This is a genomic window from Pantoea sp. UBA6567, assembly GCF_002434165.1.
Classification (GTDB): Bacteria; Pseudomonadota; Gammaproteobacteria; order Enterobacterales; family Enterobacteriaceae; genus Pantoea; species Pantoea eucrina.
In genome coordinates, this window is sequence record NZ_DJJN01000006.1 from 474,926 (window position 1) to 487,633 (window position 12,708).

The window sequence follows — 12,708 nt, forward strand, 5'->3', positions numbered from 1 at the left end:
GCATGGACATCAGCGATTTTTACCAGACGTTTTTTGACGAGGCCGATGAGCTGTTAGCGGACATGGAGCAACACCTGTTGGGACTGGATCCCCAGGAGCCCGATGCCGAACAGTTAAATGCCATTTTTCGTGCCGCTCACTCTATCAAGGGCGGGGCGGGCACGTTTGGCTTTACGGTTTTACAGGAGACTACCCATATCCTGGAGAACATTCTGGATGGTGCGCGCCGCGGCGAAATGCAGCTCAGCACCGACATCATCAACCTGTTTTTGGAAACCAAAGATATTATGCAGGAACAGCTCGATGCGTATAAAACTGCGCAGGAGCCTAATGCGGAGAGCTTTAACTACATCTGCGAGGCGCTGCGTCAACTGGCACTGGAAGCGAAAGGTATTCTGCCTGAAGCGCCTGCTGCTGCGGTAGTCGATATCCCTGCAGCGGCGAAGGCTGCCAGCCGCGGCCTGCGCCTGCAGCTGGTCGATCTTAAAGAGAAAGAGCCAGAGCTGATGCTGGAGGAGCTGAGCAACCTCGGCAGCGTCACCGACGTCGTTAAAGGCACGCATTCGCTGGAAGCCACGATTGAAGGTGTGGATAAAGATGACATCGTTGCGGTGCTCTGCTTTGTCATCGATGAAGCGCAGATCCGCTTCCCGCAGGCAGAGGCCGCCGCCCCGCTTGCAGAAGCAGCAGCTGAAACGGTAACCGCGCCGCCGCAGAGCGCGACGGTAACGGATATCACACCGGCAGTAAAACGCGAAAGCAAGCGCGCAGCGGCGCCGGCCAAAGCGAGCGAATCCAGCAGTATTCGCGTGGCGGTGGAGAAAGTGGATCAGCTGATTAACCTGGTCGGCGAGCTGGTCATTACCCAGTCGATGCTGGCGCAGCGTTCCGGTGCGCTGGATCCGGTCGCCCATGGCGATCTTCTCAACAGCATGGGCCAGCTGGAGCGCAACGCGCGCGACCTGCAGGAGTCGGTGATGTCGATTCGTATGATGCCGATGGAGTATGTGTTCAGCCGCTTCCCGCGTCTGGTACGCGACCTCGCGAGCAAGCTCGGTAAAGAAGTTGAGCTGACGCTGCTGGGCAGCTCAACCGAGCTGGATAAGAGCCTGATTGAGCGCATTATCGATCCGTTAACTCACCTGGTGCGCAACAGTCTGGATCACGGTATCGAAACACCGGAAAAACGCCTGGCAACCAATAAAACCGCCACGGGTAATCTGACGCTCTCTGCTGAGCACCAGGGCGGCAATATCTGTATTGAGGTGATCGACGACGGAGCTGGCCTGAATCGCGAGCGCATTCTGGCTAAAGCGCTCTCTTCAGGGCTGCCGGTCAGCGACAGCATGAGTGATGAAGAGGTCGGCATGCTGATCTTCGCTCCCGGCTTCTCTACCGCTGAGCAGGTCACCGATGTCTCCGGACGCGGCGTGGGTATGGACGTGGTGAAACGTAATATCCAGGAGATGGGTGGCCATGTCGAGATTGCGTCAAAACAGGGCAAAGGCACAACCATTCGTATTCTGCTGCCGCTGACGCTGGCAATCCTGGATGGCATGTCGGTACGCGTAGCGGATGAAGTCTTTATCCTGCCGCTGAACGCCGTCATGGAGTCGCTGCAGCCAACGGCAGAAGAGCTGAAGCCGCTGGCTGGCGGAGAGCGCGTGCTGGAAGTGCGCGGCGAATATCTGCCGCTGGTTGAGCTGTGGAACGTCTTTGATGTGCAGAATGCCAAAACCGATGCGACGCAGGGGATCGTGGTTATTCTGCAGAGTGCGGGCCGCCGCTATGCGCTGCTGGTCGATCAGTTAATCGGTCAGCATCAGGTGGTGGTGAAAAACCTGGAGAGTAACTACCGCAAAGTGCCGGGTATCTCTGCTGCCACCATTCTGGGGGATGGCAGCGTAGCGCTGATTGTGGACGTCTCCGCACTGCAGTCGCTGAACCGTGAAAAGCGTGTGGCCGGTGCCGCAGCATAACTGATAAATAAAGGGCAAAAAAATGACTGACATGGCAACCGTGACCAAAATCGCTGGCGAAACCGTCGGCCAGGAGTTTCTGGTATTCACCCTGGGTGATGAAGAGTACGGCATCGATATTCTTAAAGTACAGGAGATCCGCGGCTACGATCAGGTCACGCGCATCGCCAATACGCCGGAATTTATCAAAGGGGTGACCAACCTGCGCGGCGTCATCGTGCCAATTATCGACCTGCGCGTGAAGTTTTCGCAGCCGGACGTCGAGTACAACGATAACACCGTGGTGATTGTGCTCAATCTGGAGCATCGCGTGGTCGGCATTGTGGTGGATGGCGTTTCCGATGTGCTGTCACTGACGCATGAGCAGATCCGGCCGGCACCGGAGTTCGCCGTGACGATGTCTACCGAGTATCTGACCGGACTCGGCGCGCTGGGCGAGCGCATGCTGATTCTGGTCGACATTGAAAAGCTGCTCAGCAGCGAAGAGATGGCGCTGATGGATACGCTGCGCAGCGTATAAACCTTACCGCCGGGCCGCCTCAGAGCGGCCCGTTTTCTTTACCACTATCCTGTTTCGATGGACCCCATTATGTTTACCCGAATTCGTGTTGTCACCAGCCTGCTGGTGGTACTGGTACTTTTTGCTGCCCTGCAGCTGACGTCCGGATCGCTGTTTATCCGCGCACTGCATCATGACAAAACCAGTTTTTCTGCCTCACAGCTCTCTGCGCAGAATCTTGCGGCGATCACCGATGCTTATATGAGCCTTAACCAGAGCCGGGTGGTGTTGACGCGTATGCTGCTGCGCATCACTACCGGTAAACTGGAGGGGAAAGAGGCTGATGTCAGCGAACTTTACTTACAGAGTCGGGATTTCCAGCAGCGAGCTGCGGACAACTTTACTCTGTTCCGTAATCTGCCTGATACGCCGGGGCTGGATAAACAGCTTAATCAGCAGCTGGAGCAGAGCTACAGCGCTTACAGTCAGGCGCTGGCTGCAATGCAGGCCGCGCTGCAAAATAAAGATATGGTACAGGCCTATAAAGCGCCGGTAGCGCCCAGCCAGAGCGCCTTTTACGCTGATTACACGCGCTGGCGGGCCGACCAGAACCGTCTTACGCAGGCTAGCGCAGAAGAAAACAGCGCGGCTTATGCCCGTATGCTCTGGCTGATTGGTGCCGTTATGACCGTCGTGATTGCCGTTGGTGTTCTGTGCTGGTTCGGGCTGCGCCGGATACTCATCCAGCCGCTTAATCAGAGCATCCAGCATATCCGGCATATTGCGCAGGGCGATCTTACCCAGCCGATTACCATCACCGGGCGCAATGAGATGAGTCAGCTGGCCACCAGCCTGCATGAGATGCAGCAGGCGCTGACGCGCACGGTCAGCGACGTGCGCGACGGCGCGGATGCGATCTTTACCGGGGCGAGTGAGATCTCCGCCGGTAATAACGATCTTTCGGCGCGCACCGAGCAGCAGGCTGCATCACTGGAGCAGACGGCGGCCAGCATGGAGCAGCTGACGGCAACGGTGAAGCAAAATGCTGAAAATGCCCGTCAGGCGTCGCAGCTGGCGCTGACCGCTTCAGGCACGGCGCAGAAAGGCGGCACGGTTGTCGAGGGCGTAGTCTCGACAATGAAAGATATTGCCGGCAGTTCAAAGAAAATCGCTGACATTATCAGCGTCATTGACGGCATTGCATTTCAGACCAATATTCTGGCGCTTAACGCTGCGGTGGAAGCCGCCCGCGCTGGCGAGCAGGGCCGCGGCTTTGCCGTTGTGGCCGGTGAGGTACGCAGTCTGGCGCAGCGCAGCGCTCAGGCGGCCAAAGAGATCAAAGGGCTGATTGAAGACTCAGTCCGGCGCGTTAACAGTGGTTCCGTGCTGGTAGAGAGCGCCGGTGAGACCATGGGTGAGATAGTCAGTGCGGTGACGCGCGTCACCGATATCATGGGCGAAATTGCTTCAGCGTCTGACGAGCAGAGCCGGGGTATCGATCAGGTGGGTCACGCGGTCACTGAAATGGATCGGGTCACCCAGCAAAACGCGGCGCTGGTTGAAGAGTCGGCCTCAGCTGCTGCTTCACTGGAGGCGCAGGCCAGCCGCCTCAGCCAGTCGGTGGCGCTGTTCCGCATTACGCGAGGCGCTGCGCAGGTGACTGGCGTGCGTCATCCGCAGATTGCCCCGCCTGCAGTTGCAGTTGCTGCCGCACCGCGTCGTGCGGCCACGACCACAGGCGCAGAGAGCCACTGGGAAACCTTCTGAGTGTCGTTATGCCCTCTGTCATGCGTGACGGAGGGCAGTTTCTTTAGTTATTAATCAGGCTCAAAAGCTTCAATAGGACCGGACTGGCGCAAAGAAGCGTAAACCGCCTCAATTAATTGCGGCTGGCGTCGATAATAGGGTGTCAAAATTCTTCCTGGAGACACCATGTTAAAACGTATCAACGTCGTTACCAGTCTGATCGCCGTGCTGCTGATTTTTGGCGCGCTGCAGCTGCTCTCGGGCGGCCTGTTCTGGTCAGCGCTGAACAAAGATAAAGAGGCGTTTGCCGTCGCACAGACCTCTACCAATAATGTTGCCGCTATGTCGGATGCGTGGATTGAGCTTAATCAGACCCGCACCGTGCTCAACCGCGCCATGCTGCGTATGCAGGGCAGTATGGCAGCGCAAACCAACGGCGGACAGCTCAATGCGCTGATTGCCCAGACGGAAAAGCAGCTGAGCGTGGCCGCAGAGCACTACCAGCGTTACTACAACCTTCCTTCCACACCGGGCCTGCCGGAAGCCTTAACCGAACGGCTGGAGTCTGACTACAACGCGTTTAACGACGGCCTGAAAGCGATGCTCGAACGCCTGAAAGCCAACGATCTGCAGGGTATGTTTGCGCAGAATATTGAGGCGCGCCAGGTCAAAATGAAAGCGACCTATGAAGAGTGGCGTACTGCCCAGGCGGAACTCGCGGCGAAAGGCGTCGTCCAGAACCAGCGCGCCTTTACCACCATGATGTGGCTGCTGGCCGCGGTGATGGTCGTGGTGATCGCGGTGATTGCAGGTTGCTGGTTTGGCCTGCGGGTGGTGCTGATCCGTCCGCTGCACGCGCTGCTGGGGCATATCCGACATATCGCATCCGGCGACCTGACCCAGCCGATTCAGGTGGAAGGACGCAATGAGATGAGCCAGCTGGCGGCCAGTCTGCATGAGATGCAGCAGTCGCTGGTGCGTACCGTCAGCGATGTGCGCGACGGCTCCGATGCGATTTTCACCGGTGCCAGCGAAATCTCTGCCGGCAACAATGACCTTTCCGCCCGCACCGAAGAGCAGGCGGCCTCGCTGGAACAGACGGCTGCCAGCATGGAACAGCTGACCGCTACGGTAAAACAGAACGCTGAAAATGCCCGTCAGGCGTCGCAGCTGGCGCTGAGCGCTTCTGATACTGCCCGTAAAGGCGGTGACGTGGTGGAAGGTGTTGTGCGCACCATGAGTGATATTGCCGGCAGTTCAAAGAAGATTGCCGATATTATCAGCGTTATCGACGGCATTGCGTTCCAGACGAATATTCTGGCGCTCAACGCTGCTGTTGAAGCGGCACGCGCCGGTGAGCAGGGCCGCGGCTTTGCTGTTGTGGCGGGTGAGGTGCGCAGTCTGGCACAGCGCAGCGCTCAGGCGGCGAAAGAGATCAAAGGGCTGATCGAAGAGTCGGTCACGCGGGTTAACGCCGGTTCGCAGCTGGTCGGTACCGCCGGTGACACCATGAGCGATATTGTCGGTGCCGTCACGCGCGTCACCGATATCATGGGCGAGATCGCCTCGGCGTCAGATGAACAGAGTCGCGGTATTGATCAGGTGGGTCACGCGGTCACTGAGATGGATCGCGTGACGCAGCAGAACGCCGCTCTGGTCGAGGAGTCCGCCGCCGCCGCCGCATCACTGGAAGCGCAGGCGAGCAGGCTGAGTCAGTCGGTTGCCGTGTTTCATATTCCGCGTACTGCAGCGCCGGCCGCTCAGCGTCTGACAGAGAGCAGAAAACCGCAGCCGCTGCGCAGCCCGGCGCGCAAAGCCGCTACCGCCGCCCCGGCCAGCGATACGAACTGGGAAACGTTTTAAGGGATTTTACCAGGTCGGCATAAATGCCGACCCTGCATGCTTATACACTGCGCATTCACGGCTAATCAGACACCGGCATGAATGCCAGCCCGTTAATCCCGCAGGGAGCGCATTAATGCGCTCCTGGCCCGGTCTGCCTTACTGCCACCTCTGCACCCAACGCATAAACTGCGCGCCGCGTGCATAAAGATCCCCTCATCCACGCCGATAACTACAGCGATCCGCCAACCAATGAGGTGTTTATGTTTAGTCGTATTCGTGTTGTTTCCGGCCTGCTCTGCGTGCTGGCGCTGTTTGCGCTGCTGCAGCTCTTTTCCGGTGGGATGTTCTTCTCAACGGTAAAAGCTGATAAAGATAATTTTGCCTATAACCAGCGCCTCAGTACCCTGCAGCGCGCCATGGGCACCTCCTGGGTATCGCTGGTGCAGGCGCGTAATACGCTAAACCGCGCCGGTATTCGCTATTTACAGGATAGCCAGATGGCAGGATCGGGGGCCACGGTGAAAGAGCTGGTTGCGCTCGCCAATGAGGAGCTGCAAACCGCCGATGCGGGCTTTGCCGATTTTAATGCCAGCCTTTCGGAGCAGGGCAAAAGCGCTGCGAACGTGCTGGCGCTGCAGGCCAACTATAAAGCCTACCGCGATGCGCTGGCTGAGCTGGTGGTTTTCCTCGGCTCAGGCAACTTCAAAGGGTTTGTCGATCAGCCTACGCAGAGTCTGCAGGACAAATTTGAAAAGGATTACAACGCCTGGCTCACTACTAATCTGGGCCTGGCGCAGCAGGGCGTTGACGCCAATGAGAGCGCATATCGTCACGCCATTATGCTGGTGCTGGGCACCCTGCTGGTGACGCTGCTGGTGATTATGCTGGTCTGGAGCGGAATGCGCTCAGCGCTGATCCGGCCGCTGAAGCAGAGCATTGAACATATCCGCCACATTGCGCGGGGCGATCTGACCCAGAGTATTGACGTCAGCGTACGTAACGAAGTGGGCGATCTGCTCAGTTCGCTGGCAGAGATGCAGCAGGAGCTGGCGCGCACGGTGCGTACCGTACGCGATGGATCTGACGCTATCTATACCGGCGCGAGTGAAATCGCGATGGGCAATAACGACCTCTCTTCCCGTACCGAACAGCAGGCAGCTTCGCTGGAGCAGACGGCTGCCAGCATGGAGCAGCTTACCGCCACGGTGAAACTGAATGCAGAAAATGCACGTCAGGCCTCGCAGCTGGCGCTTAACGCCTCAGAGACCGCGCAGCAGGGCGGCAAAGTGGTGGATGGCGTGGTGAGCACCATGAAAGATATCGCCGGCAGCTCGAAGAAAATTGCGGACATCACCAGCGTTATTGACGGTATCGCATTCCAGACCAATATCCTGGCGCTGAACGCTGCCGTAGAAGCGGCACGCGCCGGTGAACAGGGACGCGGGTTTGCGGTGGTTGCAGGTGAAGTGCGCAGTCTGGCACAACGCAGCGCTCAGGCGGCGAAAGAGATCAAAGCGCTGATTGAAGACTCTGTCAGCCGCGTTAACACCGGCTCGGTGCTGGTCGAAAGCGCAGGTGAAACCATGAGTGAGATCGTCAGCGCCGTAACGCGAGTGACCGATATCATGGGTGAAATCGCCTCCGCCTCCGATGAGCAGAGCAAAGGTATCGACCAGGTGGGCGTGGCCGTGACGGAAATGGACCGGGTAACACAGCAAAACGCCGCGCTGGTTGAAGAGTCTGCGACGGCCGCTGCCGCTCTGGAAGAGCAGGCCAGCCGCCTGAAACAATCCGTTGCCGTGTTCAATATTGGTAAAGAATTTGTCGCGCAGGCCGTTAACGTATCTACAGCGTTAAAAAAGGTATCGCCGGTTGCGCAAAAAGCGCTGGCACCCGCTACTGGCGCACGCGGCGCTGATGATAACTGGGAAACCTTTTAATGCAGCCGGGCCGCTTTGGGCGGCCCGCTTACCCGGTAAGTACCGGCAGCAGCGTAGCAATCAGAGAACTATCACTTAACAGTTTGTTGCCGGATGGCCCGAGATGAAGAAATCGACGTTCCTCGATCAAAATGAGCCGACCACGCTGCTTGCGCAGATGGTACAGCGTCTGCCGCTTTCCGATACGCACTTTCGTCGTATCAGCCAGCTGATCTATCAGCGCGCGGGTATTGTCCTGGCCGATCATAAGCGTGAGATGGTCTACAACCGCCTGGTTCGCCGGCTGCGGACGCTGAATATCGACGATTTCGGCCGCTATCTGGCGCTGCTTGAACAGGATCCAAACAGCGCGGAGTGGCAGGCGTTTATCAATGCGCTGACCACTAACCTGACCTCGTTTTTTCGCGAAGCGCATCATTTCCCGATCCTGGCAGAACACGCCCGGAAACGCAGCGGCAGCTACAGCGTCTGGAGTACGGCCGCGTCAACCGGCGAAGAGCCCTATTCCATTGCGATGACGCTGGCTGAAACGCTGGGCACCGGACCTGGCAAATTTCAGGTTCACGCCAGCGACATCGACACGCAGGTGCTGGAGAAAGCGGTAGCGGGCGTCTATCGCCAGGAGGAGCTGCGCACGCTGTCGCAATCGCAGCTGCAGCGTTTCTTTCTGCGCGGCACCGGCCCGCATGAAGGCATGGTGCGCGTCCGCCCTGAGCTGGCAGGTATGGTGCACTACTCGCAGCTTAATCTGCTGGCTAATGAGTGGGCGCTGCCTGGCCCGTTTGACGCTATTTTTTGCCGCAACGTAATGATCTACTTCGATAAAGAGACTCAGGAAAAAATCCTGCGCCGTTTTGTTCCGCTGCTGAAGCCGGGCGGAGTGCTGTTTGCCGGGCATTCAGAAAACTTCAGCCAGATCAGCAAAGAGTTCTGGCTGCGCGGGCAGACCGTGTATGGGCTGACTAAGGAAAGACGATGAGCAAAATCACCGTGATGTGCGTGGATGACTCGGCGCTGATGCGCCAGCTGATGACGGAGATCATCAACAGCCATCCCGATATGGAGATGGTTGCGACGGCACCGGACCCGCTGGTAGCGCGGGATTTAATCAAACAGTACAACCCGCAGGTGCTGACGCTGGATGTTGAGATGCCGCGTATGGATGGCCTCGACTTTCTGGAAAAACTGATGCGTCTGCGGCCGATGCCGGTGGTGATGGTCTCCTCTCTCACCGGTAAGGGTTCGGAAGTCACGCTGCGCGCGCTGGAGCTGGGCGCGGTGGATTTTGTCACGAAACCGCAGCTGGGGATCCGCGAGGGCATGCTGGCTTACAGCCAGATGATCGCCGACAAAATTCGCGGCGCGGCGCGGGCGAAGCTGCATACACGCACCGTGTCGCCGGCGCCGGTCACGCTGAAAGCGGGTCCGCTGCTCAGCAGTGAAAAGCTGATTGCGATCGGCTCGTCCACCGGCGGTACGGAAGCGATCCGCCATGTACTGCAGCCGCTGCCGGCGACCAGTCCGGCGCTGCTGATCACGCAGCATATGCCGCCGGGATTTACCCGCTCGTTTGCCGAGCGGCTGAACAAGCTCTGCCAGATCACCGTGAAAGAGGCGGAGGATGGCGAACGTATTCTGCCGGGTCACGCCTATATCGCGCCAGGCGCAATGCATATGGAGCTGGGGCGTAGCGGAGCGAACTACGTTGTAAAACTTAATGATGGCCCGCCGGTTAACCGGCACAAACCCTCTGTGGATGTGCTGTTTCGCTCGGTGGCCGTCAATGCAGGACGAAATGCAGTGGGCGTCATTCTGACCGGGATGGGAAATGACGGCGCGGCCGGGATGCTGGAAATGCATCGCGCAGGCGCCTGGACCATCGCGCAGGATGAAGCCAGCTGTGTGGTATTTGGCATGCCGCGCGAAGCAATAGCGATGGGCGGCACCAGTGAAGTGGTCGATCTGGGCCACATCAGCCAGCATATGCTGGCAAAAATTAGCGCCGGACAGGCATTGCGAATTTAACGAGCCCGTCCTGCCGGACGAGACAACACAGGAGTAGATATGGCTGATAAAAATATGCGCTTTTTGGTAGTGGACGACTTTAACACCATGCGTCGCATCGTCCGCAACCTGCTGAAAGAGCTGGGTTTCAATAACGTTGAAGAAGCCGAGGATGGCGTTGATGCGCTGAATAAACTGCGCGCAGGCGGCTTCGACTTCGTGGTCTCTGACTGGAACATGCCAAACATGGATGGCCTGCAGCTGCTGCAGACCATTCGCGCCGACGCCACGCTGAGCAAGCTGCCGGTGCTGATGGTGACGGCAGAAGCGAAGAAAGAGAACATTATTGCTGCCGCTCAGGCTGGCGCCAGCGGCTACGTAGTGAAACCTTTCACCGCCGCCACGCTGGAAGAGAAGCTGGGTAAAATATTCGAAAAACTGGGCATGTAAGGAGATGTGATGAGCGACCTTCCGAAATCAACTGAAGAAGCCTCGGCACACGACATTATTGTCCGAATTGGCTCGCTGACGCGTATGCTGCGCGACAGCCTGCGTGAACTCGGGCTGGATCAGGCGATTGCCGAAGCCGCAGAAGCGATCCCGGATGCCCGCGATCGTCTGGATTATGTAGTACAGATGACGGCGCAGGCAGCAGAACGTGCGCTGAACAGCGTGGAAGCGTCACAGCCGCATCAGGATAAGATGGAAGCGGGTGCCACGCAGTTAAAAGGGCGCTGGGATGCGTGGTTTGAAAACCCGATTGAGCTTGCTGATGCGCGCGAGTTGGTTTCGGATACGCGTGAGTTTCTCGCTGAGGTGCCGCAGCATACGTCATTCACCAACAAGCAGCTGCTGGATATTATGATGGCGCAGGATTTTCAGGACCTCACGGGTCAGGTGATCAAGCGCATGATGGATGTCATCCAGGAAATTGAACGGCAGCTGCTGATGGTGCTGCTGGAGAACATGCCAGAGGCAAACGCGGCGGCGCGCAAAGAGGCCACCAGCCTGCTGAACGGCCCGCAGATCCACGCTAATGCCCCTGGCGTGGTCTCCAGTCAGGATCAGGTTGATGATCTGCTGGACAGCTTAGGTTTTTAACCGCAGCGCAGAGACAGGCACCCGGTCTGTCTCTGCACTGCTCTGCCATACGCCCGCACCGCTTTCCGTAAATCCTCCTAAATTGCCTGCAGAATCAGCAGAGTGTGATAAGGTTAGATCTGCCGTTTTGTGATCGCCGTCTACTTTATTACCGAAACGATAGCTGATTTTATGTTGCCACTGCTTATCCGCACACTTCTGCCATTCTGCCTGACTGGCGTAGCGCTGCCTGCGCTGGCGCTGACGACCGCTACCCGCGTGGCTGACGCGCCCTTTACCGATCCCGCTCACTTCCGGCAAATGGCCGATGACCTGCCGGCGCTGGGCTATAACGCTGATAGCGACGTCTTAAGTAAAAAACTGGCGACCATCGCAAAGAGCATCGGCGAAGCGAGCCAGAACGGTGACAGTGAGACGTCGCTCGGGCAGCAGGCGGGGATCTGGGCGTTTAATCACTTTCGCGATGAGGTGGCCACCCGGGTGGCGGATGAAGGGCAGCTGCTGCTGTCGCCCTACGGGCAGGCGCAGATCGATCTTAATGTCGACATGGAAGGTAACTTCAGCGGCAGCGGGGCGTCGCTGCTGACGCCGTGGGCCGATCGCTATAACTATCTGACCTTCAGCGAGCTGGGCGTGCATCAGACGGATAACGGGCTGATTGGTAATGCTGGCCTGGGTCAGCGCTGGGTGGCGGGCAACTGGCTGCTTGGTTATAACGGATTTGTCGATCGTATGTTCGACAGCGGGCTGCAGCGGGCATCAGTGGGTACGGAGGCCTGGTCTGACTTTTTGCGCTTTTCAGCCAACTACTACACGCCGCTCTCAGGCTGGCGCAACCGCAATCCGTTTCAGCAGCAGCGGCTGGCGCGCGGTTATGACGTTACCACGCGCGGCTATCTGCCGTTTTATCGTCAGCTGGGCGTCTCCGTTAGCTGGCAGCAGTATCTGGGCAACAATGTCGATCTGTTTAACTCCGGCAACACGTATCACAACCCCTCTGCGCTGACGCTGGGCCTCTCTTATACGCCAGTGCCGCTGGTCACCGTTTCCGCCAGCCACAAAACCAGCAGCGAAGGGGAGAGTCAGGATCAGCTCGGGCTGCACCTTAACTACCGGTTCGGCGTGGCGCTCAGTCAGCAGCTCAGCCCGGATAACGTTGCAGCCACCCGTTCGCTGCGCGGCAGCCGCTACGATACGGTGACGCGCAGCTCGACGCCGGTTCTGGCTTTTCGCCAGCGAAAAACCTTCTCTGTTTTTCTCGCCACGCCGCCGTGGCAGTTGAATCCTGGTGAGAGTCTGTCGCTGAAAGTGCAGATCCGCAGCGCGAATCCGGTACGTAAAGTAAGCTGGCAGGGCGACACGCAGGCGCTGAGCCTGACGCCGGGGGCCCGGCCTGACGATCCGCAGGGCTGGAGTATTATTATGCCCGCCTGGGACACGTCGCCAGGCGCAACGAATCACTATCGTCTGTCGGTAACGGTTGAAGACAGCAAACAGCAGCGGGTGACGTCAAACTGGATCGATCTTCAGCTGCAGCCGCCGGTGGCACTGGCGCCACAAAACCAGGACAGCTTCGATATCATGGCGCCCTGAT

At 58.3% G+C, this 12,708-nt stretch carries 10 protein-coding genes; all 10 read left to right on the forward strand.

The genetic code is table 11. The features are described 5' to 3' along the window. Positions 1-2 precede the first annotated feature (2 nt). The 10 genes from cheA (at position 3) to B4M48_RS08310 (ending at position 12,707) form a co-directional block, all read left to right on the forward strand. A complete protein-coding gene (gene cheA / locus B4M48_RS08265) occupies positions 3-1,979 on the forward strand; it encodes a chemotaxis protein CheA (RefSeq protein ID WP_175540470.1) in 1,977 nt (658 codons plus the stop codon). A 22-nt stretch (positions 1,980-2,001) separates the two neighbouring features. Continuing rightward, entirely contained in the window at positions 2,002-2,499 is a 498-nt protein-coding gene (gene cheW, locus B4M48_RS08270) for a chemotaxis protein CheW (RefSeq protein ID WP_039384003.1), read from the forward strand. 69 nt (positions 2,500-2,568) lie between these two features. Further along, positions 2,569-4,245, forward strand: coding sequence for a methyl-accepting chemotaxis protein (locus B4M48_RS08275; RefSeq protein ID WP_288656387.1), 1,677 nt, complete (start codon positions 2,569-2,571; stop codon positions 4,243-4,245). A gap of 165 nt (positions 4,246-4,410) precedes the next feature. Continuing rightward, positions 4,411-6,087 carry a methyl-accepting chemotaxis protein gene (locus B4M48_RS08280; protein WP_166713830.1) on the forward strand — a complete coding sequence of 559 codons (1,677 nt, stop codon included), beginning with the start codon at positions 4,411-4,413 and terminating at the stop codon, positions 6,085-6,087. Between the two features lie 242 nt (positions 6,088-6,329). Then, positions 6,330-8,009 carry a methyl-accepting chemotaxis protein gene (locus B4M48_RS08285; RefSeq protein WP_039385812.1) on the forward strand — a complete coding sequence of 560 codons (1,680 nt, stop codon included), beginning with the start codon at positions 6,330-6,332 and terminating at the stop codon, positions 8,007-8,009. 103 nt (positions 8,010-8,112) lie between these two features. Beyond that, on the forward strand, positions 8,113-8,988 hold the full coding sequence (gene cheR / locus B4M48_RS08290) for a protein-glutamate O-methyltransferase CheR (RefSeq protein WP_039384010.1): 876 nt from the start codon (positions 8,113-8,115) through the stop codon (positions 8,986-8,988). After that, positions 8,985-10,034 (forward strand): protein-glutamate methylesterase/protein-glutamine glutaminase, encoded by a 1,050-nt coding sequence (locus tag B4M48_RS08295; RefSeq protein ID WP_039384011.1) that lies wholly within the window; start codon positions 8,985-8,987, stop codon positions 10,032-10,034. The genes cheR and B4M48_RS08295 overlap by 4 nt, the downstream gene beginning before the upstream one ends. Before the next feature lie 39 nt (positions 10,035-10,073). Beyond that, positions 10,074-10,463: a chemotaxis response regulator CheY gene (cheY, locus tag B4M48_RS08300; RefSeq protein WP_039384013.1), complete on the forward strand. Its 390-nt coding sequence runs from the start codon at positions 10,074-10,076 to the stop codon at positions 10,461-10,463. Positions 10,464-10,472: 9 nt separating this feature from the next. Further along, positions 10,473-11,114 carry a protein phosphatase CheZ gene (gene cheZ, locus B4M48_RS08305; protein ID WP_039384014.1) on the forward strand — a complete coding sequence of 214 codons (642 nt, stop codon included), beginning with the start codon at positions 10,473-10,475 and terminating at the stop codon, positions 11,112-11,114. A 171-nt stretch (positions 11,115-11,285) separates the two neighbouring features. After that, positions 11,286-12,707, forward strand: a complete 1,422-nt coding sequence (locus B4M48_RS08310; protein ID WP_288656389.1) for a YchO/YchP family invasin — start codon at positions 11,286-11,288, stop codon at positions 12,705-12,707. Position 12,708: the final 1 nt, after the last annotated feature.